Here is a 25,994-nt window from a genome sequence, read left to right on the forward strand (position 1 = left end):
CCTGACGGGCCTGACGGACCTAGAGCCGGTGCTCCCGAGCAGCGATGACGAAGGCGGCCCACTCGGAGGAGGGGAGGAAGAGCGCGGCGGCGTCCGGGTTCTTGGAGTCCCGGATGCCGTGCAGGACGGCGGCGGGGTGGGCGCCGACCTCGACGCAGTTGCCGTTTCCGCCGCTGTAGGAGGACTTGCGCCAGTCGAGTGCGACCTCGACGCAGTTCCCCTGGTCACCGGTGTAGCTGGACTTCCGCCACTGCCCGTCGGTGGTGCGTCGGGGGTCTGTCATGTGGGGCATCGGCGTCGTCATTCCTTCCGCAAACCGTGCCGGATGCTTGAGATCAGCGATGTTGTCGACTGGACCCCAGCGGCAGCCGCACGGAGGTTGTCGAAGACCTTCTCGTAGGTCTCGATGTCTTCCTCGGAGTCGAGGTACAGGTTACTGGTCCGGCCTTCGACGTAGACGGCCGTCAGGGAGATCTCGGACAGGCGGAGGATAAGGAAACCGCTGGTTTCCAGGCCCGGGTGGGCGCCCTCGGAGAAGGGGACCGCCTGCAGGGTGATCCTGGGATGCTCGGAAAGTTCCAGAAGCCGTGTGAGCTGCTCGTGCATGGTGGGCGGGCCGCCGATCAACTGGCGGAGGGCCGCCTCTCCCACTATCAGCCAGAGTTCCGTGGACCCCTCTTCCCAGGTCCGCTGGCGCTGCAGCCGCACATTGACCCGCTGTTCGAGCGTTGTCGGGTCGATGTCGGGGCGGGTCCCCTTGATGACCGCGCGCATGTAATCCTCGGTCTGGAGCAGTCCGGGGACGAGCTGCGGGTCGAAGGCTTCGATCTCAGAGGCGTTCGCCTCCAGGCCGATGAGGGTTCCGTAGTGCTTGTCCAGGTCATAGGGCTGCCACCAGCCGCGTGAACGGGCCTCGTCGCGCAACGCCATGAGGCGCTGAGTCTCCGCCTCATCCACCTCGTAGTACTCAAGAAGGCGGGTGAGGGTGCCTGACGCGGGGACGACTCCGTCGGAACCCGCGGTTTCCCAGCGGAAGACGATGGAAGGCGTCATCCTCAGCGCCTTGGCCACTTCGTTCGCGCTCCGGTCACCGCGCAGCCGGCGGAGTTCTCCGGCCAACTGCCAGCGGACCACCGTCGGGTTCTTGGTGGGGGGTGTGGTCTTCCGCTTCCTCATGCATCAAGAATACGCGAGTCGCATATTGATTTGCATATAAGCCTTGCATAGTTCTGTCACGAGGCCCATACTCGCAGTATCGCAGCCTCGGCTCGGCAGCGCGGAGGAATCCGCAGAACGCCTGTCGGCTGTGCAAACAAAACGGCCCTGCCGGGTGGTGGAGCACCCAAAGGCAGGGCCTAGTCCCACCCGCCTGCTAACCCAGGGAGTAGAACCGTGTCCACATTAGTGCCACGCCCGTCCGCCGCGCACCCCGGAACCGGTTGGGGGCCCGCGTTCGCGCGGCTCGCCCTCGCCGGGACCCCCGGCTCCGCCGGGGAACTGCGTGTCTGGGCCGCACGATCGCTCTCCGCCTGCCCCCGCCCCTACCGCACCGATACCGACCTGCGGGAGCGGCTGGAACTGGTGGCCAGTGAATTCGCGTCCAACGTCGTCCGGCACTCCGCCTCCGGCCGGGACGGCGGGATCATGATCGCCGCCCTCTTCACCCCGCACGACCGGCTCGCCCTCCGCCTCTACGACGAGGGCCCGCGCCCCGGCACCCCGCGCACACCGCAACCACCGCCATCCGTCCTGGGCGACACCGCCCTGCTCGACGCCGAGGGCGGCCGGGGCCTCGCGCTCGTCGCGCTCGCCTCCGCCGCCTACGGCTTCACCGCCCCGCCCGAGCAGCCCGCCCACTCCGTCTGGGCCGAACTCGCCCCCGACGACGCCCCTCCCGCCGCCTCCGACCCGGCGGACGGCCCCGACTCCCTGGGGCGGTGGTCCTGATGCGCCGACTCTCCTGGCGCCGCCCGCGCTCCCGGGTCCGCCGCTACACCCGCCCCGCCCCTGCGGCGGCCGTCGCCGGCCGCTGGCCGGTGATCCGCGCCGGGTACGGGAGCCCGCTCCCGCTCCGGCCGCTGCTCACCCCACCGACGGCCCTCGCCTGATCCCGGCCGGACGCAGGTCCGGGGCCGAAGCACGGTCCGCCCGCTCGGAGGGGGGCGGGCGGACCGCCCCCTTGCGTCGATGTCGGGTGCGGCGTCTCGCGGAGTGAAGGTTCAAGCAGGCGGCGAAGGCGGTGGTGGGGACCGGCCGGTCGGTCGGGCGCGGCGCCCCGCAGAGCGAAGGTTCAAGCCAGCGGCGACGGCAGAGGTAGGGGCGGGGCTAAGGCGATCGCCCGGGCGCGGCGCCCCACGGGGTGGCGGTTCAAGCAGGCAGCGAGGGCAGCGGCGGGCACCGGCCGGTCGGTCGGGCGCGGCAGGGCGGGTGGGGGCTGCCGGGGGCGGGATCGCCGTGCCTGCACCGCCCCGGGCGCCGGGGTCGGCTGCCCCTGAAACCACCACCCCTCCCTGACCTGGGCAAATACGCAGGGTGATAGCAGGGTGGGGCGCCCTGTACACCGCGAGAGCACCCCGGTGATTCCTGGGCGCGCATCCCGGCCCTGATGGGCTCTCCAAAAGCCCGAACGGGGCCGATCGGGCCGGTAAACGGGGGTTCGAGCCCGGCCAGAAAGCAGGGGGTCGGAACCCGGGAAGGGCAGGGGGGCGAGATGTCCCATTAGTCCCCTGGGAGGGCCTGCCTTGGCCACTCTGAGTAACCGGGGAGGGGGTGGTGGGGGCCTCAGGGCTTACTACTCGCTGGTAGATGTAATCGGGGGTGCCGTGGAGGTGCGCAGGGTGCTCCCGCCCCCGCATGATCCTCGCCGCAAACCCGGCATGGGGGATATGACCCCTTGGTGAGCCCGGGCAGACCCACCCGCACCGCCGGGGCGCCGCCCCCCGCCGGGAACAGGCGCCGGGCCGGGCCGGTGAACGCGGCGCCCGGCCCCCTCCGACCCTCGCCGCCCGCTTGAGCCCTCACTTCGTGGGGTGCCGCGCCGGACCGGCCGGCCGGTCCCCACCACCGCCTTCGCTGCCTGCTTGTGCCTTCGCTCCGTGGGGTGCCGCGCCCGACCGACCAGCCGGTGCCCGCCGCTGCCTTCGCTGCCTGCTTGAACCGCCACCCCGTGGGGTGCCGCGCCGGACCGGTCGGCCGGTGCCCCTTCCCGCCGTCGCCGCTGGTCTGAGCCTTCGCTTCGTGGGGTGCCGCGCCCGACCGACCGGCCAGCACGCTCCCTCCCCGCCGTCGCCGCCTGCTTGAACCCTCGCCCCGTGGGGTGCACCCGGTCGGGGCACCCCCTGCCCCTACGGAGTCTCGGAGAAGGGCAGCGGGATCTCCTCGGCCACGGAGAAGTCGTCGTGCAGCCGGAGGAAGACCTTGGTCTCGCCGCCGCCTCCGCCCTCCTCGGAGGCGATGGCCCCGGTGAACCCCGGGGACGGAGAGAAGACCTCGTAAGACGTGTCGCCGCGCTCCTCACCGATCGGCTCCCCGCCACCGCTTCGCCAGGTGCGGACGAAGGGGTCCCCCTCCTCGGTCCCCCAGGCGGCGATCTTGGAGCCGCCGTCGGAGAACTCCAGGCCGGCCACCTCAGGTGGGACGGAGGGCGGTCCCTCCGCCAAGCTCGGCAGCTCCTCCGGGGGTCCGCCCGCGTCGATGCTCCACACCTGGACCGCGCTCTGCGATGCGGCGGCGACCTTGCCGTTCGGGCCGAAGGCCAGCGCGGTGCCGAGGCCGCGCGGAGAATCCTCCAGAGCAGGGAGATCGCGCTCCTCGCCGGTGGCGGTGCTGAGCACGGTGATGCCCCGGTCGTCGGAGACGGCCAGGTCCATCCCGCTCGGTGAGACGGCGAGGGCCCGGGCGCCGGGGGCTTCGACCGTGAAGAGCTCGGCGCCGTCCAGGGCGCCGAACGCGCGCACCTCGGTCCGCCCGCGGTCGTCCTCCAGGATCGCGAAGAGCACCTCCCCGTTGGGGGAGAGCTCGGTGCCCAGGACCTCCGGCGAGGCGCCGGCGGGGGCGATGCTGTTCTTCCCGGGACCGTCCGTGCGCCACACGTGCAGGGTGTCCCCGGCGGAGTCCCCGCCGGAGCCGTCCTTCCTGCCCCGGGCGGACAGGGCGACGGCGGTCCCGTCGCGGCTCGCGGTGATCCGGTGCCGGTAGTAGCGGTCGGCCTCGGTCAGCACCTGGACGTCGTACTTCCCTGTGCTCGAGCCCGGTCCGGAGGAGGAGAACAGGTAGAGGCCGTCGGAGGTGTTGGCCGCGAACCCGCCCACGCCGTCGAGCAGTGCGATGTCGTGGGTGACGAGGGGAGCCTCCCCTGATGGGTGCGAACCGGACCCGCCGGGCGCCCCTTCGCGATCCCGCCAGGTGACGTCGCCTTCGTACAGCACCTCCTCGGGCAGGTTCCGGGCCACCATCACCCCGCTGATCACCAGGGACATGGCGATGACCGCCCAGCCCACCAGCCTCTGCCAGGAGGCGTCGCCCTTCGGGGCGGCCCGGCCGGGGGCGGGCGCCGAAGGGGCGGGAGCCCCGGCGCGCGGTGCTGCGGGCGCACCCTTCCCAGGGGGAGTCTTCGGCTGCGGGGAGGCGTTCTCGGACCGGTCGGCGGTGGCGGGGGCGGGGGAGGACGGTGTTCCGGCGGGTGCGGAGCCCGCCGGGCCACCCCCGTTCCCGCTTTCGGGCTCCGGTCCGGCCTCCTCCGGCTCCTCCTGCCGCCGGCCTTCCGGACCCTCCGGTTCTTCCGGCTCCTCCTTCGGAGCGTCGCTCTCGTCCGGTTTCTCCGGCTTCTTCTGCCCGGCCGGCGGCTGCAGTGGCCACGGCGGCAGACCGGCCGGGGCGAACGCCTCCGCCTCTTCCACCGCAGGGGGTGCTGCGGCGGGCGCCGGACCGGCCGCCGCCTCCGGGGACCGGGTGCCAGGGGGCGCCTCCGGAGCGGCGGCCGGGGCAGGGGCGGGGACGCCGGCCGGGCCGTCCTGCCTGACGGCATCCTGGTCGGCGGAGTCCTGTCGCTCCTCCGGGCCGCTCTCCTCGCGGGGCTCCTCGGCCCCGGCGCTCTCCTTCTCCACCGGCCCCTCGCCAGCCGGGGCGGGCTCCGCCGGGAGGGCCGCGGTCCGGGCCAGTACGGTCTGCGCCACTGTGGGCGCGAGCTCGACCAACGTCGCCGCGGTCCGGATGACCTGGGTGGCGACGGAGTCGGGGAGCCAGGCGGTGGCGGCCTCTTCATCGGAGCCGGGCAGCGGATCGGCGCCCAGCCCGGCCAGGACGGCGTCCAAGCCGGGGCGGTCGGCGGGGTCCTTGGCGAGGCAGGAGGCGATGAGCCCGCGCAGCCCGTCCGGCACCCCGGACAGGTCGGGTTCCTCGTTGACCACCCGGTAGAGCAGCGCGGCCGGGTCGCCCGTACCGAACGGCTGGCGCCCCGTCGCGGCGAACACCAGCACGCCGCCGTAGGAGAAGACGTCGCCGCGGTGGTCCAGGTCGGCGCCGGTCGCCTGCTCGGGCGACATGTAGCCGGGGGTGCCCAGGGTCTGGCCGGTGCGGGTGAACGACGTCGCGTCCACGGCCCGGGAGATGCCGAAGTCGATCACCTGCGGGCCGCGCGGGGAGAGCAGCACGTTGGACGGTTTGAGGTCGCGGTGGACCAGCCCCACCGAGTGGATCGCGGACAGCGCCTCGGCGAGGCCGGCCGCCAGCACCCGCAGCGAGTCCTCGGGGAACGGCCCGCCGTCCCGCACCGCCCGGTCGAGCCCGGGGCCCGGCACGTACTCGGTGGCCAGCCAGGGGGTCGGGCCCTCGGTGTCGGCGCCGAGTACCCGGGCGGTGTAGGGACCGCGCACCCGGCGCGCCAGCTCCGCCTCCCCGGCGAACCGGGCCCGGAACTCGGCGTCCTCGGCGTACTCCGGCCGCACCGCCTTGACCGCCGCCGGCTCCCCGCCGCCCGCCGGGACACCGAGGTAGACCACGCCCATGCCGCCGGCGCCGATCCGTCGCAGCAGGGTGTACCCGCCGAGCTCTCGGGGGTCGTCGGGGCGGAGTTCGTACAAGGCGGGCTTTCCGGGGGATTCGTCGCGTCGCTTCCGGAGGGGAGCGTAGCGGATACCCAGCGCACCCGGCGGCGCGGAACCCGGCCGATGGCGGCCAGGGACGGGGGAGGGGCGGCCGGGGCCGTGTCGGTCGGGCCCTGCCGGGGCGGGCGGGGGGAGCATGAGGGGTGTGGAGGACGAGCTGCTCACCATCGGACGGTTCGCCCGGCTGTGCAGGGTCGGGGCGGGGCGGCTGCGCGAGTACGAGGAGCTGGGGCTGGTGCAGCCGGTCCGGGTCGACGCGGACTCCGGGTACCGGTACTACGCGCGGTCCCAGGCGCGCGACGTGCTCACCGCGGAGCTGCTGCTCGACGCGGGCGTGCCGCTGGCCGTCGTCGCCGACGTGCTCCGGGGCGACGAGCGGACCCGCACCGTGGTGCTCCAGGCCGAGCGGGAGCGGCTGGCCGAGCGGGCCGACCGGGACACCGGGCGGATCGGCGTCCTCACCCGGCTCGCCCAGGGCGGACTGCCCGATCACGAGGTCGTCCGGGAGCACGAGCCGGAGCGGCGGCTGGCCGCGGTGCACCTGGAGTGCGGCCCCGGAGGCCTGGGCGAGTGCACCGAGGAGGGGGTGCGCCGGCTGCTCGGCGCCATCGAGGCGGCGGGCACGCCGTGGATCCCCCCGCTCATCGGCCTGCTCCCGCTGGACCTCGCCGAGGGCATGCGGGTCGGCATCGCCGCGGAGACCGAGGAGGACGAGGTCCCCCGCGGCGCCGAGCGCGCCGTACTGCCCGCCGCCGACGTCGCCTCGACCATGCACGAGGGGCCCTGCGCCCACCTGCCGCTCGCCTACAACGCCCTGTTCACCTGGATCCACGACCAGGGCCTGCAACCGCACGGCCCGGCCCGCGAGACCTACCTCGCCACCCCCGGCGAGACCGACCCCGACGAGCAGCTGACCAGGATCGCCGTCCCGATCGAGCCGCGGAGGGCGGGGGACGGGGAGGCGGGGGACGCGGAGACCTGACCGCGGAACGCGTCGAATCCGAATTCATCCGGTGAAAGGGAGGAAACGGACCGGAAAATGCATTCTCCGGTCTGAAAGAGATCGGGGCGGTAGTTTGCTCCCGTGTCCGTTTCCCATGGCCATGAGACCCGGGTGCAGCTCTTCAAGGACTGCCCCGCTTTCGCCCCGCAGCTGCTGTCCGAGTGCCTCGGCGTCGAACTCCCCGAATTCGACCAGGCCGTTCTGCAATGCGCCGATCTGGGGGAGGTCGTTCCGGTCGAGCGGAGAGCCGACGCCGTCGTCGGCCTGCTCGACACCGCCCTGATCGCGCGGATCGAAAAGCACGACAAGACCGAGATGCTGATCGTGGTCGAGGTCCAGAACGAGTTCGTCGAAGAGAAGGTCTACCGCTGGGCGGAGTACTGCGGCGTCTCGGCGGACCGGTCGCGCTGCCCGGTCGCACTCCTCGTGCTCTGCCCGGACCAGGACGACGCCGACCGCTACGACCGCTGGTTCGAACTGGGCCCGGGCTTCCGCCTCAAGCCCCAGGTCCTCGGCCCGGACCGGCTGCCGGTGATGGCATCGCCCGAGGACGTCGCCCGCTCCCCGGAACTGGCGGTGCTCGCCTTCGCGGCCCATCCGGAGGCCCCCGGCGCAGTGAAGACACTGGTGGAGGGGTTGGAAAGAATCGACCCGCACGACGCCGCGAAATACACTGAGTACACGCTGACCCTGCTGGACGGGAAGGTCCGCGACGAGCTGGAGGAGACCGCGACCATGAGCCCTGTGCGTTATCGGAGCGAGTACACGGACCGGTTCGTGGAGGAGGGGCAGGAGAAAGGCCTTCGGGAGGGGCTTTTCCTGGTTCTGGAGTCCCGGGGCATCGCGCTGTCAGCGGAGGACCGCCGCCGGATCGAGGCGTGCCGCGACCAGGGGGAGATCAAGCGCTGGTACGCCCGGGCGCTGGCCGCTTCCACCGCTGAGGAGCTTTTCCGGGACTGACGCTCGACCGGCGCCTCCCGCCGGTCCCCGGGCCGGTCGGGGTCAGGCCGGGAAGGGCCACTCCGGGACCGGCAGCTGCCAGCCGCCCTCGGCCTGCTCCTCGTCGATGCACGGGGAGGAGGCGCTGATGGAGAACTCGTCGTCCTCCCCGGAACCGCCGTGCACGGAGAGTTGGAACTCGTCGTTCCGGTCGCGCACGGAGACGAAGGGCTCGTCCGGGCGGAGGTCCTCCTGGACGGTGTAGCCGTTGATGCTCCAGTGCGTGACCAGGGCATCGACGGCCTCCTTGCTCTCCTCGGCGGGGAGGGAGTCCAGCGAGTACCTCTTGGCGACCGCGACCAGGTCGTCGCTGGCGCAGGGGGTGCCGACGGCCGATTCCGGGGCGCCCGGCTCCATCTCCGCCGCGCCCGGGAGGGCCGCGACCGCGTCGGCGAGGTGCTCGTCGGCGAGCTCGCCGGCCCGCGCCTCGTCCAGGCCGTCCTCCCGCGGGGAGAAGGGGAGGTCGATGCCCAGGCGCGGTGCACCGTAGACGACCAGGGCCACCAGGACCGCCGCGAAGGCGAGTCTCGCCGGCCAGCGCATTCTTCCCACTCCCTACCTGCTTCCACCCGGCCGGGAGCGGCCTCGCCCGCACACGCCCCGGGCACGCCGGAGACCTTCCCGGCGTGCTGCGCAAGCGGGGCTTTCGCGGCCGTCCGGGAGGAGCGGCGCGGGGCGCCGGCGTCGTTGCCGGCATGAGCGGGGTGGAGGCGCCGTGCCCGGTGGACGGGGGCACCATGCCGGGGCGCCCCGCGATCCTTCCGGTGTTCGGTTCTCGTGACTGGGACGCTACCCCCCGCTGAACAGCCCAAAAAGACCCAAGCGGACCCAAGTTCGCCCGGGTTTCGGCCGGTCGGCGTGGGCCCTCGGCCCGGGGCCGGCGCCTCCCCGCCCGGCGGTCCGGGAGGGGAGGCGCCGCCCGGTCAGGCCGCGCGGCCGTCGACCAGGTGCAGGCGGGAGCCCTGCCAGTTGCCGCGGAGCCAGCGGTCATGGCTGGCGATGACGACCGCGCCCGGGGCGCTCTCCAGGGCCTCCTCCAGCTCCTCGGCCAGGGCCAGGGAGATGTGGTTGGTCGGCTCGTCCAGCAGCAGCGCCTGCGGGCGGGTCGCCACCAGCAGGGCCAGGGCCAGGCGGCGGCGCTGGCCGACGCTGAGCGCGCCCGCCGGGCGGTCCAGGTCGGCCGGGGCGAGCAGGCCCAGCTCGCGCAGGGGCGGGGCGTCCGACCCGTCCGGGAGCGCCGACGCGTAGATCTCGCGCGGCGACCGCTCCGGCCGGGGGAAGGCCGCGTCCTGTTCGAGCAGGGCCACCCGGGCGCCGCCGAGCCAGTGCACCTCGCCGCCGGGCCCCGGGGGCAGCCGCCCCGCCAGCACCGCCAGCAGGGTCGACTTGCCCGCCCCGTTGGGCCCGGTGACCAGCAGCCGCCCGTCGGCGGGCAGGTCCAGGCGGTCCAGGCGGAGCCGGCCGGGCACCTCCAGGCCGCGGGCGGACAGCGCCAGCCCGGCGTCGGCCGCCGCGCCGGTCAGCGCGGAGGAGAACTCCAGCACCGGCGGCGGCTTGCGGACCTGGTCCCGCTCCAGCTCGTCCAGGCGCCGCCGGGCGTTGCGCACCCGGCGGGAGACCTGCTTCTGCACCCGGGCCCCCTTGAAGTCGTAGTGCATCTTCGAGGTGTTGCCCATCGGCCGCCCGGGCGCGACCTGGCGGGCCGTGGTCCGCACCGACTCGCGCAGCTCGCGCAGTTCGTCCTGCTCCTCGTGGAACCGCTGCTCCCAGCGGGCCCGCTCCTTCCGCTTCTCCTCCAGGTAGTAGGTGTAGGCGCCGCCGTAGTGCACCGGGCCGCCGACCGCCGGGTCCAGGTCGAGCAGGCCGGTGCAGACCGCGTCCAGGAAGGTCCGGTCGTGGCTGGCCAGCACCACCGCGCCGGGTAGCGCCGACAGGTACTCCTCCAGGAAGAGCACCGCGCCGTCGTCCAGGTGGTTGGTGGGCTCGTCCAGCAGCAGGGCGCGCGGGCGGCGGATGAGCAGCGCGGCCAGGCCGAGCCGGCTGCGCTGGCCGCCGGACATCTCCCGGAGCGGGCGGTCCGGCTCGATGCCGCCCAGGCCCAGTCCGGCCAGGACCAGCTCGGCGCGCTGGTCGGCCTGCCACACGTCCAGCGCCTCGGCCAGCTCCAGCGCCTCGGCGTAGGCGCGGGCCGGGCCGGCCGCGTCCGGGGCGGCGTTCACCGCCTCGGCCTGCGCGGCCAGCTCGCGCTCCACGGCGCGGCTCGGCGCCAGCGCGTCCTCCACGATCGCGCCCAGCGGGGCCTCCTCCGGGTAGGGCGGTTCCTGGTGCAGGAAGCCGGTGTCGCTCGGCCGGGCGACCGTGCCCGAGTCCGGGTCGAGGGCGCCGGAGAGCAGGCCGAGCAGCGTCGACTTGCCGGTGCCGTTCTCGCCGACCAGGCCGAGCCGCCGCCCGGGGGCGACGTCCAGCGACACCCCGTCGAGCACCGGCCGGCCCTCGAAGGACTTGGCGAGGTCGCGGGCGCGCAGCAGCGGTGCGGGGCCCGCACCGGACGGGGCGCCGGCGGTGCGGGGGGCGGGGGTACGGGACAAGGGCGTCCACCTCCGAGGCGATCGGGGCGGGCCGCGAGTGCCAGTGGTCCGGAGCGGCGGGGTCGGGCCGCCGGGCGCACGCGGAGTGCGCCGGACCGCTGCATCGAGACCGCGCCGGTTGGTGTCTGGCGTAAAGGGACGCACCGGGAGGGGCATGGCTCCAGCCTCATGAAGGGCGAGCCGCCGCGCGTCCCGGTGCGTGGTCTCGATGGTCACTTGCGCACGGACGGAAGGCTACGGCGCTCCCCGGCGGAAGCGCAAAGGGTTTTCCGGCCCGCGCGCCGCCCGGCCGCGACCTGCGGGGGCGCGGGTGCGGGGAGCGGACCGGAGGGGCTACGGTTGCGGGCGCCCGGGGCCGGTCCGCCTCCGGTGCGGAGCGCGGCCCCCGCTCGCGCGCTCCCGCCCGAGGGCGGAGCCGGCTCCGGGCGCGACCGCCCGGAGAACCCGAGGGAGAGGACCCCGACGTGTTTCGCAGACCGCAGGCCAACCTGATCGTGCTCCGCGACATCGACTCCGCGGTGGAGGCGCTGCGCGGGGCTCTGGACGGCGCCGATCCGGCCGAGAGGCCCGGACTGCTCCGCGCCCTGGCCATTCTGGAGCAGGAGACCGACGCCGACCCGCGGATCCGCTGGACCCGGCAGGTCCTCGCCGACGCCGGCGTCGACCCGCGGGAGAAGGAGGTCCAGGCGGTCAAGGCCGTCCGCGACGCCCTCCCCGGGCTGACCCTGCAGCAGGCGGTCGACCTGGTCAAACGGGCCAAGGACGGCGAGGGCTGAAGGCGGGCCCGCCGGGCCGCTTTGTACGCGGTGGACTAAAGTGACGTGGATCACTCCGAAATGAAGTCTTGTCGGACCGGGGTGGAACCTGCATTGATGGGCCCCTGACCCTGTCGACCGGACGGATGGGACCCGCGGCCATGTCCGAAGCGGCGAGCAAGAGCGGTTCGGCCGGAGGCGCCGGCGGCCTCCTGAAGGTGCTGGGGCGCGGGGACGTCCTGGCGCTGGCGTTCGGCGCGATGATCGGCTTCGGCTGGATCGTGCTGACCGGCGATTTCATCAACGCGGCGGGGAGCGCCGGCGCGGCCCTCGCCTTCGTGATCGGCGGCGTGGTCATCGCGTTCGTCGGGTTCACCTACGCCGAGCTGGTCTCGGCGATGCCGCACGCCGGCGGCGAGCACCACTACGCGCTGCGGGCGCTGGGCGGCCACGGCGCGTTCGTCGCCTCCTGGGCGATGGTGCTCGGCTACGTGTCGGTGGTGGCGTTCGAGGCCGTCGCGGTGCCGCAGACCGTGCTCTACCTCTTCCCGGACATGGGCGCCGGGCGGCTGTGGACGGTCGCCGGGTACGACGTGCAGGCCAGCCTGGTCGCGCTGGGCGTGCTCGCCGCCGCCGTCATCACCTGGCTGAACTACATGGGCATCCGGCCGGCCAGCGTCTTCCAGACCGTCGCGGTGCTGTTCCTGCTCGCGGCCGGCGCGGTGATGGTCGTCGGCGCGTTCGCCGGCGGTTCGGTGCAGAACATGGAGCCGCTGTTCACCGGCGGTCCCTCCGGCATCTTCGTGGTGCTGGTCGCGGTGCCGTTCCTGTTCGTCGGGTTCGACGTGATCCCGCAGTCGGCCGGCGAGGTGAAGATCCCCTACCGCCAGGTCGGCACGCTGCTGGTGGTCTCGGTGGCCTGCGCCGCCGGCTGGTACGTGCTGATCATGCTCACCGCCGGCGCCGGGCTCGACGCCGAGGGGCTGGCCGGGGCCGAGCTGGCGTCGGCCGACGCGATGGCCGCCATGTGGGACAGCGGGGCGATGGGCAACGTGCTCGTCCTCGGCGGTATCGCCGGGCTGCTGACCAGCTGGAACGCCTTCCTGATCGGGGGCAGCCGGCTGCTCTACGCGATGGCGGAGTCGCGGATGATCCCGCGCTGGTTCGCCAAGGTGCACCCGAAGTACCGGACCCCGTCCAACGCGGTGCTGTTCATCGGCGCCCTCTCGCTGCTGGCCCCGCTGTTCGGCGAGGCGATGCTGGGCTGGCTGGTCAACGCGGGCGGGCTGAACATCGTCGTCGCCTACGCCGTGGTGGCCCTCTCCTTCCTGCTGCTGCGCCGCCGCGAGCCGGGCATGGAGCGCCCGTTCCGCGCCCCGGCGGGCCCGTTCGTCGGCTGGACCGCGCTGCTGCTCAGCCTCGGCCTGCTGGTGCTGTACCTGCCCGGCATGCCCGCCGCGCTCTCCTGGCCCTGGGAGTGGACCATGGTCGGCGCCTGGTGGCTGCTGGGCGCGGTGTTCATGGCCCGGATGCCGCGGACCGCCCCCGGGGCCGACGCGGAGCGCCGGCTGATCGCCGCGGTCGAGGCCCGGGGGCGGGAACGGGGGCGGGGACGGGGCTGACGTCGGGGGGGCGCGAAAAACCGAACCTGGTTCTAGTCGGGGCGGCGCGGGGTCGGTAAGGTTCCGCACATGGATCTGAATGGAGTTGCCGCCGTCGTCTCCGGCGGTGCGAGCGGGCTCGGGGAAGCGACCGTACGGCAGCTGGCCGAGGCCGGGGCGACCGTGGTCGTCGCCGACCTCAACGCCGAGCGCGGCGAGGCCGTGGCCAAGGAGGTGGGCGGCGTCTTCGCCGCCACCGACGTCTCCGACGAGGCCCAGGTGCAGGCCGCGGTGGACGCCGCGGTGGCCACCGGGAAGCCGCTGCGCGCGGCGGTGGCCTGCGCGGGAATCGGCTGGGCCACCCGGACCGTCGACCGGGACGGCGTCCCGCACGACCTGGCCGCCTACAAGAAGGTCATCGACGTCAACCTGATCGGCACCTTCAACCTGCTGCGGCTGTCCGCCGCGGCGATGGCCAAGACCGAGCCGGTCAACGAGGACGGCGAGCGCGGGGCGATCGTCAACACCGCCTCGCTGGCCGGGATCGAGGGGCAGATCGGGCAGATCGCCTACTCGTCCTCCAAGGGCGGCGTGATCGGCATGACCCTGCCGGCCGCGCGCGACCTGGCCGCCATCGGCGTCACGGTGAACACCGTCGCCCCGGGCATCCTGGACACCCCCATCTACGGGCAGGGGCCGGAGTCCGAGGCGTTCAAGGAGCGCCTGGCCGCGCCGGTGCCGTTCCCCAAGCGGCTGGGCACCGCCGACGAGTTCGGCCGCCTGGTCCGCTCCCTGCTGGAGATCAGCTACATCAACGGCGAGGTCGTCCGGATCGACGGCGGCCTGCGCATGCCGCCCAAGTAGCGAGGGGGACGCATGGCGGACACGACCGGAGCCCCCGCCGAGGAGGCGGTGCTCTACGAGGCGGCCGACGGGGTCGCCGTCATCACCATCAACCGGCCCCGGGCGAAGAACGCGGTGAACGCCGCCGTCGCCCAGGGCATCGCCGACGCCCTGGACGACCTGGACTCCCGGGACGACCTCACGGTCGGCATCATCACCGGCGCGGGCGGCACCTTCTGCTCCGGCATGGACCTCAAGGCCTTCATGAAGGGCGAGGTGCCGGTGGTGGAGGGGCGCGGCTTCGCCGGGTTCGCCCAGCGCCCGCCGCGCAAGCCGCTGATCGCCGCCGTGGAGGGCTACGCCCTGGCCGGCGGGTTCGAGACGGTGCTCGCCTGCGACCTGGTGGTCGCCGCCGAGGACGCGAAGTTCGGCATCCCCGAGGCCAAGCGGGGCCTGGTCGCCGCGGGCGGCGGGCTGCTCCGGCTGCAGCACCGCATCCCGCGCAACATCGCGATGGAGTTCGCCCTCACCGGCGACTTCGTGGACGCGCCGCGCCTGGCCGAACTGGGCCTGGTCAACGCGGTGGAGCCGAGCGGCGGCGCCCTGGACGGCGCCAAGCGGCTCGCCGCGCGGATCGCGGAGAACGCCCCGCTCGCGGTGGCCGTCTCCAAGCAGGTCGTCAACGAGTCCGAGGACTGGTCCACCGAGGAGATGTGGACCAGGCAGGACGCCATCACCGGCCCGGTCTTCGTCAGCCACGACGCCATGGAGGGCGCCGCGGCCTTCGCGGAGAAGCGCAAGCCGAACTGGAAGGGCGCCTAGGGCACCGGCGGAGGGAGGGGCGGCCCGCTCCGAGGAGCGCCGCCCCCGCCCCCGGCGGTCCCGGTGTCCTGGGAGGCGCACGGGACGCCGTCCCGCTGGACGGCCCTGCGCCGGGCGCTCCGGGTCACTCCCCGCCGAGCTCCAGCATCCGGTCGACCACCTCGGCGGCGGCGCGGCCGTGCGAGGGGTCGCAGAAGTCGCGGACGAAGGCGGCGTAGCGCTCCCGGTACTCCTCGGTGACCGCGTCGATCCCCCGGATCGACCGGACCAGCTCCTCGGAGGTCTTGATCAGCGGCCCGGGGGCGCGCTCGGCGAAGTCGAAGTAGAAGCCGCGCAGCGTGTCCCGGTAGTGCTCCAGGTCGTAGGTGAAGAACAGCATCGGCCGGCCGGAGTGCGCGAAGTCGAAGAACGACGACGAGTAGTCCGTGACCAGCACGTCGGTGATCAGGAACAGGTCGGCGATGTCGGGGTAGGCGGAGACGTCGAAGACGAAGCCCTCGCCGGCGCCCGGAACGCTGTCCACCACCCGGCCGTGCTTGCGGACCAGCAGCACGTGGTCGGCGCCCAGCTCCTTCTCGGCCGCCTCCAGGTCGACCCGGAGGTCCAGCTTGAAGCGCTTGCCGCTGTGCCGCTGGTCGTCGCGGAGCGTCGGCGCGTAGAGCACCACCCGCCTGCCCTCGGGGATCCCGATCAGCCTGCGGGTGCGCTCGGCGCGCGCCCGCCGCTCCTCCTCCGGGGCGTGGAACAGGTCGTTGCGCGGGTAGCCGGACTCCAGCATGTCGCCCTCGTAGGCGAAGGCGTTCTTCAGCACCGGGGTGGCGAAGGTGTTCGGGGAGACGAACACGTCCCACTGCCGGGACTGGTGCGGCAGGCTCGCGATGTAGGCCTCGTTGGCCTTGACGGTGCCGCGCAGGTCGGCGCCGATCCGCTTGAGCGGGGTGCCGTGCCAGGTCTGCACCACCACCTGCCCCTCGCGCTTGGCGAACCACTCGCCGAACCCGCCGTTGGTGTTGGTGACGATGTAGCGGCTGCGGGCCAGCGCCTCGTACCACTCCCGGCTCTTCCACTCCACCGCCCGGACGCCCTCCGGCGGCACCGCCTGCTGGTCGGCGACGGTCCACAGGTGCTCCACCTCGACGCCGCGCCGGACCAGCTCCTCGTGGACCGCGCGCGGGGAGTCGGAGTACTGCCGGCCGCCGAAGTTGTTGTAGAGCACCGCCTCGCGCAGCGGCTCGCGCTTGGCCGCCGCGGTGAACTCCTCGCGCAGCAGCCGCTGCCGGTAGGGGCCCTGCGCGTCGATCGGCAGCGGCTTCTCCGAGGCGATGAAGAGCAGGTCGTGGAAGCGGCGGTCGAGCCGGAACGCGCGGCGCACCCCGGGCAGCGGCTTCGGGATGCCGTCCAGCAGGTCGGTGCGGATCCGCAGCGGCACGTCGCGCTCGGTGCCCCGCTCGCCCTCCGGGCGCAGCCGCAGGTACCAGCGGCCCTTGCGGAGCGGCACCTCGTCGCCGAAGGAGGGGACCCGCTCCGGGGCGATGCGCGCGGTGAAGCGCCCGCCCGGCGCCTCGAACGGCAGCCGGACCTCCTCGAACCGCTCGCCGTGCCGGAGCACCAGGACCATCGGCCGGCCGGGGTCGGAGTAGGAGCCGGAGAGCACCAGGTCGCCGCCGCTCCACTCGGCGGAGTCGACGACCGGGCCGGCGGTCCGCTCGGCCAGGTTGGCCAGGCCGGTGCCGGTGGCCGCCACCGCCAGCTCGCGGCCGGAGCCCAGCGCCCGCTCGGCCGGGACCAGGGACGCCCCGGCGGCCGGGCGCTCCTCGGTGCCGTCGGCGAACACCACGATCGGGCGCAGGTGCCGGGTGGCCGCGCCGGCCGCGGGGGCGGCCAGCCCGTCCAGCGGCAGCTCGGCGCTCCACCGGCCCGGCCCGCCGCCGGCGGAGGTCAGCGGGTACTCCCGGTCCGGCTCCCCGCCGCCCTCGCACACCACCCGCAGCAGCACCGGCTCCTTGCGGGCGGACAGCTCCAGGCGGAGCGCGCCGCCGCCGAACTCCGCGGCCTCCACCCGTGCGGCGCCGCGCCGCACGGTGATCCGCAGCCGGCCCTTGGCCGGCTCGCAGACCAGCTGGTACCCGTCGCCCAGGTCGCGGGCGAACGGGTGGCCCTCCCGGCCGACCTGGCCGGGGGCGATGCCGCCGCGCCGGACCAGGTGCGGGCCGGGTACGCCCAGGGTCAGCGTCCAGCTCCCGGTCCGCAGGCCGCCCTCGCCGCGCAGCCGGGCCGGGTCGACGGTGATCTCGAACCCGGCGCCGTCGAAGCAGTGCAGCGGCTGCCGGGAGTCGAGGGTGGCCTGCGGCTCGGTGCGGGCGCGCAGCGGCAGCCGGATCCGGCGCCGCTCGCCGGGCCGGCTCAGCCAGGCGAACCGGGGCAGCCGGGGCCGCCCGGGCACCGCGGCGTTGCGCAGGAACGCGTAGCCGCGGATGCGCAGCGCGCCGTCCACCCAGTCGATCGAGGTGGCCTTGGCGCGCAGCGGGATCTCGTCCTTGCGCAGCACCGCGATCTCATCGGGCACCGAGGAGACGTCGACGCCGGGGATGTCCGGCCGGGGCCGGCGCAGCCCCTTGATCCGGTAGGCGGAGGGGAACTCCCGGTCGTGCCGGATCAGCGCGAGCAGCTCGCCGGTCCGCCCGGCGCCGGCCAGGAACCACTTCAGCCGGGTGACCGGGCCCAGCCCGGCGGCGAGCGCCGCGGTGCCGTGCTCTTCGGTGAACGCGCGGGCCTCCGCGATGAACGCCTCCCGCTCGGCCGGGCCGGCCTCGGGCAGGTAGCGCATCCGCCGCCGCAGCTCGTCGGGGATCTCGAACGGTGTTCCGGTCACCGGGCCTCCAACAGGGCGCCCCGGCCCGCAGGCCGGGAAGGGATCAGGGCTCCCTCCCCGCGCGCCCCGGAGCAGGCCGGCCCGGGGCCGGGCCGCGGCGCTCGGGCCGTCGCGGGGGAGGAGGGGGAGAAGGGGAGTGGGAGGGGCGGGGGCGGGGCCGGGCGGGAGGGGGAGGCCCCTCCGCCCGGCCCCGCGGTGCGGCCTCAGGCCGCGCGCTCGTGCAGCCCGGCGGGGCCGTCCAGCGGGCGCACCCGGGCGGTGCGCTCGTACAGGTCGTCCACGGCCGCGGCGAACCGCTCCTGGGACGGGGGCAGGTCCGGGCCGAGCAGGTACTCGCGCAGCCGCAGCCGGGCGTCGGCGAACCGGTCGGTGCCCGGCGCCCGGGCCGCGTCCAGCGCCTCGTCCAGCCCGCCGGCGTCCGGGGAGAGCAGGAACGCCGCCCCGGAGGTGGGGTGCTCGGCGCGGAACTCCTCGTCGGTGACGCCCTCGCAGTTGGCGATGGCGTACGGCTTGCCGCTGGACACGAAGTCGGCGACCACGCTGGAGATGTCGCTGATCAGCAGGTCGGACTCGTTGAAGCAGGAGTACAGCGACGGACGCGGGCCCTGCACGGCCAGGTGCTCGCCGTCGGCCTTGGACTCCCAGAACAGCCGGTGCCACTCCGCGGTGAGCCCGGCGATCTCGTCGGCGTCGGAGGCGCCGGGCCGGCCGGCGTCCCGGGAGCGCTGCGCCTCGTCCACCGACTCGTCCAGGGTGTCGACCGCGTTCAGCCGGGCCTCCAGCCCGGCCAGGCGCGGCGAGGCCGGGCGGGCCGGTGCGGCGGAGCCGGCCGCGGCGAGCAGCTCGGTGATCCGCCGGTGCGCGGTCCGGGCCGCGGCCGACCGGATTCCGGTGAACGGGTGCGGCTTGTAGATCACCCGCACCCCGGGCTCGGCGGCGAGCAGCGCCCGGACGATCGCCGGGCCGGCCTCGATCAGCGAGGTGTTGCCCGGCTCGTCGGTCCAGCCCTCCCAGGTCGGCGCGTACAGCACGGTGGGCCGGGAGCGCGGCGCGGTGTCCGGGCGGACCGGGGACAGCTGGGGCCGGCCGACCTCGACGATGGTCTCGTCGCGCACGCCGACCGCGGCCAGCGCGTAGCGGTCCCGCCCGGCCCGCCCGGCGGTCCACACCTCGTCGTAGACCTTGCTGAACGGGTTGACGCTGGCGATCTTGTCGCTGTCGCCGTGGCCGATGAACACGTGCCGCATCTGCGGGTTGCGCAGCATGTGGATGTTCTTGCCGGTGTTGGCCGGGTAGAGCGCCACCCGCGCCGGGCCGAAGTCCAGCGCCATCAGGTCGGTGGAGGCCGGCACGCACAGCACCGGCAGCGGGGTGGCGGCCAGCTGGGCGGCGACCGCCCGCTCGCGCAGCACCACCACGGAGCGGCGGGGCAGCGCCCGCACCGACTCCAGCCACATGTTCACCTGGTAGGCGGAGTCGGCCGAACCGGAGAAGTAGAGCACCACTTCGGGGCGGTAGGAGTCCAGCCAGCGCTGGGCGTACTCCATGGCCTCCGCGGAGGAGGCGATGGCCCGGTCCCGCACCAGGTGGCGCAGGAGCAGCGCGGACGGCACCAGGGTGGCGGCCAGCGACACGGCGCCGCCGACGGCCGCCGCGGCCACCGCGCCGGTGGCGGTGTAGGCCACCGCGCCGGCCAGCAGCGGCAGGTCCAGCAGGAGCAGCCGGGCCATCACGTCGTGCACCAGGATCCGGGGCGGCGCGTCGGTGACGCGCAGCGGGCCCAGGTCGATGTTGCGGGTGACCACGGGCAGCCGGCGCACCGAGCGGAGCCGGCGGGCCAGGTAGCCGTAGCAGAACTGGACGCCGAACAGCAGCGCGAAGCAGACCAGAACCCACCAGAACCCGGTGCCGCCGGCCAGCGCCCCGTCCGCGAGCAGGCCCAGCGTGAGCAGCTGGCGCAGGAGCGCCCGGGAGGTGATGCCGAACCGCAGCTGGGACAGGGCCTTGGCGGCCCGGGAGGCGCGCACCATGAGCAGCACCTCGGTGCCGTAGCACAGCACCAGGCCCAGCGCGAAGGGCGCGGGCGAGGCCGGCAGCGCGCCGATCAGCAGCAGGAAGTAGCCGAACCCGTAGGCGAGGAACGGCAGCAGGACCGGCTCGGACTCCTCGTGCGGGGCGCTCATCGGATCTCCTCTCCGGCGGCGGCCGCCGCGGCGAGCGCGGCGGGGTCGGTCGGGTCCTCCCGGCGGACGTCGACGACCTGGCCGGTCAGCGCGGACAGCAGCACGTCGACCGAGGTGCGGGCGACCTTCTCCGCGCTGAGCAGGGAGCCGGCCGGCTCGTCGCCGAACGCCCGGGTGCGCATCGGGGTGGCGGTGCGCTCGGGGTTGATGCAGTTGATCCGCACCCCGTCGGCGGCCCACTCGTCGGCCAGCGCCTGGGTGAGGTTGACCGTGGCCGCCTTGGCCGAGGAGTACAGGCTGTACTCGGCGCGGCCGCGGGTGTAGGAGCTGGAGGTGTAGAGCAGCAGCTGCCCCCGGGTCTGTGCCAGGTAGGGGAAGGCGGCGCGGGCGATGCTCACCGGCGCCAGGTAGTTGATCCGGAGGTTCCGCTCGATGGCGGCCGGGTCGGCGGCGTCCAGCCGGCCGATCTCCAGCACGCCGGCGGTGTTGACCACGTGGTCGATCCGCCCGGTCGCGGCGTGCGCCTGGGCCAGCGCCGCCGCCACCTGGTCGGGGTCGGCGACGTCGGTCCGGGTGGTGCCGCGGGAGTAGCGGAACACCCGGGCGCCGTGCCGCTCGGCGAACTCGGCCACGCCGGCGCCGATGCCGTGGCTGCCGCCGAACACCACCACGGTGGCCCCGGTCAGCCGCTCGGTGCGGTCGGCCCCGGTGAGCGCGGGGGCGGCGGCCGCGGCGAGCTGGAAGAGCTTGTCCGCGATGAAGATGTCCACCGGCTCGGTGACCTTCATGTTGTGCCCGTCGCCCTCGACCACGTGGATCGGGGTGCCCGGCAGGTAGCGCAGCACGACGGTGCAGTCGTCGGTGGCCTCGAAGCCCGGGTCCTCCCAGGCGTTCCGGTAGGCCTCGCGGATGGCCGCGAGGCGGAACGCCTGCGGGGTCTGGCCGCGGCGCAGCCGGGACCGCTTGGGCACGTCGGTGATGAGGTCCTCGGCGTCGACCTCGATGATGGTGTCCGCGGACGGGATGGCCACGTCCACGGCGGCGTGCTCCTCCAGCGCGGTGATGCAGTCGGCGATGATGCGCTGCGAGAGCAGCGGGCGGACCGCGTCGTGGAACAGCACGTTGGTGCTCTCGCCCGGGTGGGCGTGGAGGGCGTCCAGCGCGAGCTGGGTGGTGGCGTTGCGGGAGGTGCCGCCGGGCAGCACCTGGACGGCGGTGGTGAAGCCGGCCTTCTTGACGATCTCCTCGGCGTCGGAGACGAACCCGGGGTTCATCATGACCAGGATCTCGTCGATGCCGGGGGCCTGGTCGAACAGGGCCAGCGTGTGCTCCAGGATCGTCTTCCCGGCGATCTTGAGCAGCTGCTTGGGGGTGGCCAGGCCGATGCGCCGTCCGCTGCCCCCGGCGAGCACGACGGCGATGGTGCGCGCGCCGCGGGAGGGAGCGGACGCGGTGGGGTCGGTCGCGGACACGGCGAATCTCCTAGGGGCGACAGGCGGTGAACCGGTGCGCGGTGGAATGCGCCGCCCGTTGCGTCCGCATCCGGGGAGGAACGATCGAGTGTTTCCCGGGGGAGGGCAGGAGAAAGGGGCGGTAAACCGGTATTTGCCTCCAGGTTATACCTGCCGCCGGATAAAATTCACGTTCTGTCCGCCCGAGTGTGCCTGCGCGCCGCGGCCCGGAACCGCCCCTCCGCCGGAGGGGGAGGGCATCCGCCCAGGTCGGCGCGGTGCCTCGGCGGTGTCGGGGATCACCGGGTGAGGTGCGGAACGGTTTCTTCCGCCGCTTCGGGGGTGTTCCCGGGCCCGCCCCCTACGCGCGAGGGGCGCGTTCGGTTTACCGTTCGCCGGTACTTTTTTGCCGACGCTTTGCCCGCCTATCCGTTGTCGGGAACTCCTATCCGGTAATCGATCCGTGATCTGCGGCCGCCGTTTTCCGACACTGCGTGCCCGCCCGGCTCCGCTCCGTCGGTGCGCGGGGCGCGGCCGCGCCCCGCGCGGCGCCCCCTGCCGGCCGCGCTCCGCCCGCCCCTGCCCGGGGCCGGTGCCCGCGGGGTGTGCTACCGCCGCGATTTCCCGGTCGGTTACAGGGAAACGGTTGAAGTGTGCGTCAAGTGATGGCGGATCAATGGTGAAACAGGAGATTTACAACGGAATCCCTTGTGTTGTGTGGGCGGCTCTGTCAGGGTACGGAGCATACGCACTGTGCCCTCCGTCACCTTCCTCAGGAGAGTTCCGGATGACCGACCAGAGCAGCCCCCGGGTGCTGCGCAATTTCGTCAACGGCGCCTACACCGAGGCGCGCGACGGCAGGACCGGCGAGGTGGTCGACCCGGCCACCGGCGAGGTCATCGCGCACGCTCCGGTCTCCTCCGCCGCCGACGTCGACGCCGCGTTCCAGGCGGCGCAGGCGGCCTTCGACGGGGGCTGGCGGGACAGCACCCCGGCCGAGCGGCAGATCGCGCTGAACAGGTTCGCCGACGCCGTGGACGAGCGCGCCGACGAGCTGGTCGCCGCCGAGGTCGCCAACTGCGGCAAGCCGGTGCAGACCACCAAGGACGAGGAGATCTGGCAGGTCACCGACGCGCTCCGGTTCTTCGCCGGCGCCGCCCGCAACCTGGAGGGCAAGGCCGCCTCGGAGTACATGGCCGACCACACCTCCTGGATCCGCCGCGAGCCGATCGGCGTGGTCGGGCAGATCACCCCGTGGAACTACCCGATGGCGATGGCCGCCTGGAAGATCGGCCCCGCGCTCGCCGCCGGCAACACCCTGGTGCTCAAGCCCTCCGACACCACCCCGATGTCCACCCTGCTGCTCGCCGAGATCGCCGCGGACTTCCTCCCGCCGGGCGTGTTCAACGTGGTCACCGGCGACCGGGACACCGGCCGCGCCCTGGTGGAGAACCCCGTCCCGCAGCTCATCTCGCTGACCGGCTCCACCCGCGCCGGCTTCGAGGTCGCCCAGAGCGCCTCCACCGACCTCAAGCGCCTCCACCTGGAGCTCGGCGGAAAGGCCCCGGTCATCGTCTTCGACGACGCCGACGTGGAGCGGGCCGCGGCCGGCATCGCCGAGGCCGGCTACTTCAACGCCGGCCAGGACTGCACCGCCGCCACCCGGGTGCTGGCCGGCCCGCGCGTGCACGACGACTTCGTCGCCGCGCTCACCGAGCAGGCCCGCGCCACCCGCACCGGCGGCCCGGAGGACACCGGGGCCGCGTACGGCCCGCTGAACAACGCCGCCCAGCTGGAGCGGGTCTCCGGCTTCCTGGACCGCGTCCCCGGCCACGCCGAGGTGCCGGCCGGCGGCTCCCGCTCCGGGACGAAGGGCTTCTTCTACGAGCCCACCGTGGTCACCGGGCTGCGCCAGGGCGACGAGCTGGTCACCGACGAGGTCTTCGGCCCGGTCATCACCGTGCAGCGGTTCGACGACGAGGACACCGCCGTCGCCTGGGCCAACTCGGTGCGCTACGGTCTGGCCTCCAGCGTGTGGACCCGGGACCACGCCCGCGCGCTGCGGGTCTCCCGGCGGCTCGACTTCGGGTGCGTGTGGATCAACACCCACATCCCGATCGTCGCGGAGATGCCGCACGGCGGGTTCAAGCACTCCGGCTACGGCAAGGACCTCTCGCTGTACAGCCTGGAGGACTACACCCGGGTCAAGCACGTGATGAGCTACATCGGCCGGGACTGAGTCCCCGGGCCGGCGGGACCGGGGCGGCGGCGCCCGCCCCGGCCCCGGTGCGGCGGCCGGAGCGGCGCGCCGAGGTACGGACGGGCAGGAGGGATGCCATGGCGAGTACGACCGAACCGGGCACCGCTGCGGCGGAGCGCACCGGGCAGCAGCAGGACGCCGTCCCCGCGATCGCGCTGGAGGGGGTGGCCAAGACCTACCGCTCCGGCGGCGAGCAGGTCGCCGCGGTGCGCGGCGTCGACCTGGAGATCGGGCAGGGCGAGTTCTTCTCCCTGCTCGGCCCCTCCGGATGCGGCAAGACCACCACCATGCGGATGGTCGCCGGGTTCGAGGAGCCGACCGAGGGCACGGTCCGGCTCAAGGGGGCCGACGTCACCGGGGTGCCGCCGCACCGCCGCGACGTCAACATGGTGTTCCAGAGCTACGCGCTCTTCCCGCACATGAGCGTCTTCGACAACATCGCCTTCGGGCTGCGCCGCAAGGGCGTGCCCGCCGCAGAGGTGCGCAGCCGGGTCGGCGAGGCCGTCGAGCTGGTCGAGCTGGCCGGCCGGGAGCGCACCAGGCCCACCCGGCTCTCCGGCGGCCAGCAGCAGCGGGTCGCCCTGGCGCGGGCGCTGGTCAACCGGCCCAGCGCGCTGCTGCTGGACGAGCCGCTGGCCGCGCTCGACCTCAAACTCCGCCAGTCCATGCAGATGGAGCTCAAGCGGATCCAGCGCGACGTCGGCATCACCTTCGTCTACGTCACCCACGACCAGGGCGAGGCGCTCACCCTCTCGGACCGGATCGCGGTGATGAACGGCGGCCTGGTCGAGCAGCTGGGCGCCCCGCAGGAGATCTACGAGCGGCCCGCGACGCGGTTCACCGCGGGCTTCATCGGCACCTCCAACCTGCTCTCCGGGGAGGTCTCCGCCTCCTCCGGCGGGGTGATCGACGTCCCGGTCGGCGGCGGCCTGGTGCGCGCGGCCGGCTCGGCCGCACCCGGCGAGCGGGTGGAGATCACCGTCCGCCCGGAGAAGATCTCCCTGGCCGCCGAGGGGGACGGAGCGCAGCACGCGGAGGCGGGGGCCTCCTGCCTGCCCGGCACCGTCACCGAGGTCGTCTACCTCGGCTCGGCGACGCACTACACGGTCGAGGCCGACGGGGGCGCCGAACTGGCCGTGCACGCGCAGAACGGCGCCGGGCCGGCGGCCGCGGCGCTCCGCGGCGACCGGGTCCGGCTGACCTGGAGCCCCGAGCAGTCCTACGTACTGCCCGGCTAGCGCCCCCCGAACCCCCGTACGGAAAAGAGCCGAACCGTGAGCAGAACCGACCCGGCCCTCCGCAGAGGACTGACCCGGGCCCGCCCCAGCAGGCGGAGCGTGCTCGGCGCCGCGGCGCTGGCGGCCGCCGCGGCCGCGCTGCCGGGCTGCAGCGTCAAGGGCCAGGGGGCGGGCAGGACGCCCGCCACCGAGGCCTACTGGAAGGGCAGGAAGAGCACCGGGTCGCTCTCCTTCGCCAACTGGCCGCTGTACATGGACGCCGAGCGCACCCAGCTCAAGGAGTTCACCGAGGCCACCGGGGTCGAGGTGGACTACGACGAGGCGGTCCAGGAGAACCACTCCTTCTTCGGCAAGATCCAGCCGATGCTGGCCGACGGCGCCTCCATCGGCTACGACCTGATGGTCCTCACCAACGGCATCGAGCTGACCAAGCTGGTCGAACTGGGCTACCTGGCCCCGCTCGACCACGACCGGCTGCCGAACTTCGCCGAGCACGCCGGGGCCAAGTACAAGGAGGCCGAGTACGACCCGGGCAACCGGTTCACCGTCCCCTACACCTCCGGGATCACCGGCATCGCCTACAACCCCGCCTACCTGGACCGGGAGATCACGAGCATCGCCGACCTGTGGGACCCGGAGTTCGCCGGCAAGGTCGGCATGATGGCCGACCCGCAGGAGATCGCCAACTTCGCCCTGCTGCTGGACGGGACGGCGCCCGCCGACTCCACCGGGAAGGACTGGGAGAAGGCGGTGCGCAGGCTGGAGGAGCAGCGCGACGCCGGCATCGTGCGCCGCTACTACCAGCAGGACTACATCCAGCCGCTGACCAACGGCGACGTGTGGCTCTCCATGGCCTGGTCCGGCGACGTCTTCCAGCAGAACGCGGAGGAGGGCGCGGGCCTGGAGTTCATCATCCCCGAGGAGGGCGCCACGCTCTGGAGCGACCTGATGATGATCCCGATCACCGCGGCCGCCCCGGTGGACGCGATCATGCTGATGGACTTCCTCTACGACCCGGAGACCGCCGCCGGGCTCACCGAGTACATCAACTACATCACCCCGGTCCCCGAGGCGCAGGAGATCCTGCGCGGCGAGGCCGCCGAGGCCTCCGGCGAGGACGGGGAGTTCCTGGCGGACCTGGTGGAGAGCCCGCTGGTCTTCCCCACCGAGCAGGACTACGCCCGGCTGCACAACTACGTCCCGCTCACCCTGGTGCAGGAGGAGGAGTTCTCCCCCATGTTCCTCTCGGTGACCCAGTCCTAGGAGCGGAGGGCA

General features: G+C 73.9%; 19 protein-coding genes. 11 read left to right on the top strand and 8 right to left on the bottom strand.

Going from position 1 to position 25,994, the window contains the following annotated elements:
- Window positions 1–19: 19 nt before the first annotated feature.
- Both J0910_RS05485 and J0910_RS05490 read right to left on the bottom strand, forming a co-directional pair.
- Entirely contained in the window at window positions 20–292 is a 273-nt protein-coding gene (locus J0910_RS05485; RefSeq protein WP_420157424.1) for a DUF397 domain-containing protein, read from the bottom strand.
- A gap of 8 nt (window positions 293–300) precedes the next feature.
- A complete protein-coding gene (locus tag J0910_RS05490) occupies window positions 301–1,176 on the bottom strand; it encodes a helix-turn-helix domain-containing protein (RefSeq protein ID WP_420157425.1) in 876 nt (291 codons plus the stop codon).
- A gap of 228 nt (window positions 1,177–1,404) precedes the next feature.
- On the opposite strand from J0910_RS05490, the gene J0910_RS05495 reads away from it, so the two are divergent.
- Together J0910_RS05495 and J0910_RS05500 are read left to right on the top strand one after the other, a co-directional pair.
- A complete protein-coding gene (locus J0910_RS05495) occupies window positions 1,405–1,947 on the top strand; it encodes an ATP-binding protein (protein ID WP_420157426.1) in 543 nt (180 codons plus the stop codon).
- Window positions 1,947–2,108, top strand: coding sequence for a hypothetical protein (locus J0910_RS05500; RefSeq protein ID WP_420157427.1), 162 nt, complete (start codon window positions 1,947–1,949; stop codon window positions 2,106–2,108). Before J0910_RS05495 ends, J0910_RS05500 begins: the two co-directional genes overlap by 1 nt.
- Before the next feature lie 1,236 nt (window positions 2,109–3,344).
- Here J0910_RS05500 and J0910_RS05505 read toward each other — a convergent pair.
- Window positions 3,345–6,080 (bottom strand): WD40 repeat domain-containing serine/threonine protein kinase, encoded by a 2,736-nt coding sequence (locus tag J0910_RS05505; protein WP_420157428.1) that lies wholly within the window; start codon window positions 6,078–6,080, stop codon window positions 3,345–3,347.
- Between the two features lie 169 nt (window positions 6,081–6,249).
- Here J0910_RS05505 and J0910_RS05510 point away from each other — a divergent pair, with 169 nt between their 5' ends.
- Complete coding sequence (locus tag J0910_RS05510; protein ID WP_420157429.1) at window positions 6,250–7,086, top strand: MerR family transcriptional regulator; 837 nt, start codon at window positions 6,250–6,252, stop codon at window positions 7,084–7,086.
- 102 nt (window positions 7,087–7,188) lie between these two features.
- On the top strand, window positions 7,189–8,067 hold the full coding sequence (locus J0910_RS05515) for a hypothetical protein (protein WP_420157430.1): 879 nt from the start codon (window positions 7,189–7,191) through the stop codon (window positions 8,065–8,067).
- A gap of 42 nt (window positions 8,068–8,109) precedes the next feature.
- On the opposite strand, the gene J0910_RS05520 is transcribed toward J0910_RS05515, so the two are convergent.
- Both J0910_RS05520 and J0910_RS05525 read right to left on the bottom strand, forming a co-directional pair.
- The gene (locus tag J0910_RS05520) at window positions 8,110–8,649 is read right to left on the bottom strand and encodes a hypothetical protein (protein ID WP_420157431.1); all 540 of its coding nucleotides are present in this window, start codon (window positions 8,647–8,649) and stop codon (window positions 8,110–8,112) included.
- 380 nt (window positions 8,650–9,029) lie between these two features.
- A complete protein-coding gene (locus J0910_RS05525) occupies window positions 9,030–10,694 on the bottom strand; it encodes an ABC-F family ATP-binding cassette domain-containing protein (protein ID WP_420157432.1) in 1,665 nt (554 codons plus the stop codon).
- Between the two features lie 464 nt (window positions 10,695–11,158).
- Between J0910_RS05525 and J0910_RS05530 the strand changes: the two genes are divergently transcribed.
- The 4 genes from J0910_RS05530 to J0910_RS05545 all read left to right on the top strand — a co-directional run bounded on the left by J0910_RS05530 (window position 11,159) and on the right by J0910_RS05545 (window position 14,715).
- Window positions 11,159–11,470, top strand: coding sequence for a hypothetical protein (locus tag J0910_RS05530; protein ID WP_420157433.1), 312 nt, complete (start codon window positions 11,159–11,161; stop codon window positions 11,468–11,470).
- 140 nt (window positions 11,471–11,610) lie between these two features.
- Complete coding sequence (locus J0910_RS05535; RefSeq protein ID WP_420157434.1) at window positions 11,611–13,071, top strand: APC family permease; 1,461 nt, start codon at window positions 11,611–11,613, stop codon at window positions 13,069–13,071.
- A 69-nt stretch (window positions 13,072–13,140) separates the two neighbouring features.
- Window positions 13,141–13,914, top strand: a complete 774-nt coding sequence (locus J0910_RS05540) for an SDR family NAD(P)-dependent oxidoreductase (RefSeq protein WP_420157435.1) — start codon at window positions 13,141–13,143, stop codon at window positions 13,912–13,914.
- 12 nt (window positions 13,915–13,926) lie between these two features.
- Window positions 13,927–14,715, top strand: coding sequence for a crotonase/enoyl-CoA hydratase family protein (locus tag J0910_RS05545; protein ID WP_420157436.1), 789 nt, complete (start codon window positions 13,927–13,929; stop codon window positions 14,713–14,715).
- A 124-nt stretch (window positions 14,716–14,839) separates the two neighbouring features.
- On the opposite strand, the gene J0910_RS05550 is transcribed toward J0910_RS05545, so the two are convergent.
- The 3 genes from J0910_RS05550 to J0910_RS05560 form a co-directional block, all read right to left on the bottom strand.
- The gene (locus tag J0910_RS05550; protein ID WP_420157437.1) at window positions 14,840–17,587 is read right to left on the bottom strand and encodes a CDP-glycerol glycerophosphotransferase family protein; all 2,748 of its coding nucleotides are present in this window, start codon (window positions 17,585–17,587) and stop codon (window positions 14,840–14,842) included.
- A 203-nt stretch (window positions 17,588–17,790) separates the two neighbouring features.
- On the bottom strand, window positions 17,791–19,770 hold the full coding sequence (locus J0910_RS05555; RefSeq protein WP_420157438.1) for a glycerophosphotransferase: 1,980 nt from the start codon (window positions 19,768–19,770) through the stop codon (window positions 17,791–17,793).
- The gene (locus tag J0910_RS05560; RefSeq protein WP_420157439.1) at window positions 19,767–21,242 is read right to left on the bottom strand and encodes a D-ribitol-5-phosphate cytidylyltransferase; all 1,476 of its coding nucleotides are present in this window, start codon (window positions 21,240–21,242) and stop codon (window positions 19,767–19,769) included. The genes J0910_RS05555 and J0910_RS05560 overlap by 4 nt, the downstream gene beginning before the upstream one ends.
- A gap of 766 nt (window positions 21,243–22,008) precedes the next feature.
- On the opposite strand from J0910_RS05560, the gene J0910_RS05565 reads away from it, so the two are divergent.
- The 3 genes from J0910_RS05565 to J0910_RS05575 all read left to right on the top strand — a co-directional run bounded on the left by J0910_RS05565 (window position 22,009) and on the right by J0910_RS05575 (window position 25,982).
- On the top strand, window positions 22,009–23,460 hold the full coding sequence (locus J0910_RS05565; protein WP_420157440.1) for a gamma-aminobutyraldehyde dehydrogenase: 1,452 nt from the start codon (window positions 22,009–22,011) through the stop codon (window positions 23,458–23,460).
- 98 nt (window positions 23,461–23,558) lie between these two features.
- Window positions 23,559–24,719, top strand: a complete 1,161-nt coding sequence (locus tag J0910_RS05570; protein ID WP_420157441.1) for an ABC transporter ATP-binding protein — start codon at window positions 23,559–23,561, stop codon at window positions 24,717–24,719.
- A 36-nt stretch (window positions 24,720–24,755) separates the two neighbouring features.
- Window positions 24,756–25,982, top strand: coding sequence for a polyamine ABC transporter substrate-binding protein (locus J0910_RS05575; RefSeq protein WP_420157442.1), 1,227 nt, complete (start codon window positions 24,756–24,758; stop codon window positions 25,980–25,982).
- Window positions 25,983–25,994 lie beyond the last annotated feature (12 nt).

The organism is Nocardiopsis oceanisediminis, assembly GCF_048595525.1.
GTDB lineage: Bacteria > Actinomycetota > Actinomycetes > Streptosporangiales > Streptosporangiaceae > Nocardiopsis_A > Nocardiopsis_A oceanisediminis.

Excerpts from the sequence above, each read along its gene's own strand:
- J0910_RS05520 (WP_420157431.1), bottom strand. The coding sequence starts at position 8,649 with ATGCGCTGGCCGGCGAGACTCGCCTTCGCGGCGGTCCTGGTGGCCCTG.
- J0910_RS05540 (WP_420157435.1), top strand. The coding sequence starts at position 13,141 with ATGGATCTGAATGGAGTTGCCGCCGTCGTCTCCGGCGGTGCGAGCGGG.
- J0910_RS05485 (WP_420157424.1), bottom strand. The coding sequence starts at position 292 with ATGCCCCACATGACAGACCCCCGACGCACCACCGACGGGCAGTGGCGG.
- J0910_RS05535 (WP_420157434.1), top strand. The coding sequence starts at position 11,611 with ATGTCCGAAGCGGCGAGCAAGAGCGGTTCGGCCGGAGGCGCCGGCGGC.
- J0910_RS05490 (WP_420157425.1), bottom strand. The coding sequence starts at position 1,176 with ATGAGGAAGCGGAAGACCACACCCCCCACCAAGAACCCGACGGTGGTC.
- J0910_RS05565 (WP_420157440.1), top strand. The coding sequence starts at position 22,009 with ATGACCGACCAGAGCAGCCCCCGGGTGCTGCGCAATTTCGTCAACGGC.
- J0910_RS05500 (WP_420157427.1), top strand. The coding sequence starts at position 1,947 with ATGCGCCGACTCTCCTGGCGCCGCCCGCGCTCCCGGGTCCGCCGCTAC.
- J0910_RS05570 (WP_420157441.1), top strand. The coding sequence starts at position 23,559 with ATGGCGAGTACGACCGAACCGGGCACCGCTGCGGCGGAGCGCACCGGG.
- J0910_RS05545 (WP_420157436.1), top strand. The coding sequence starts at position 13,927 with ATGGCGGACACGACCGGAGCCCCCGCCGAGGAGGCGGTGCTCTACGAG.
- J0910_RS05555 (WP_420157438.1), bottom strand. The coding sequence starts at position 19,770 with ATGAGCGCCCCGCACGAGGAGTCCGAGCCGGTCCTGCTGCCGTTCCTC.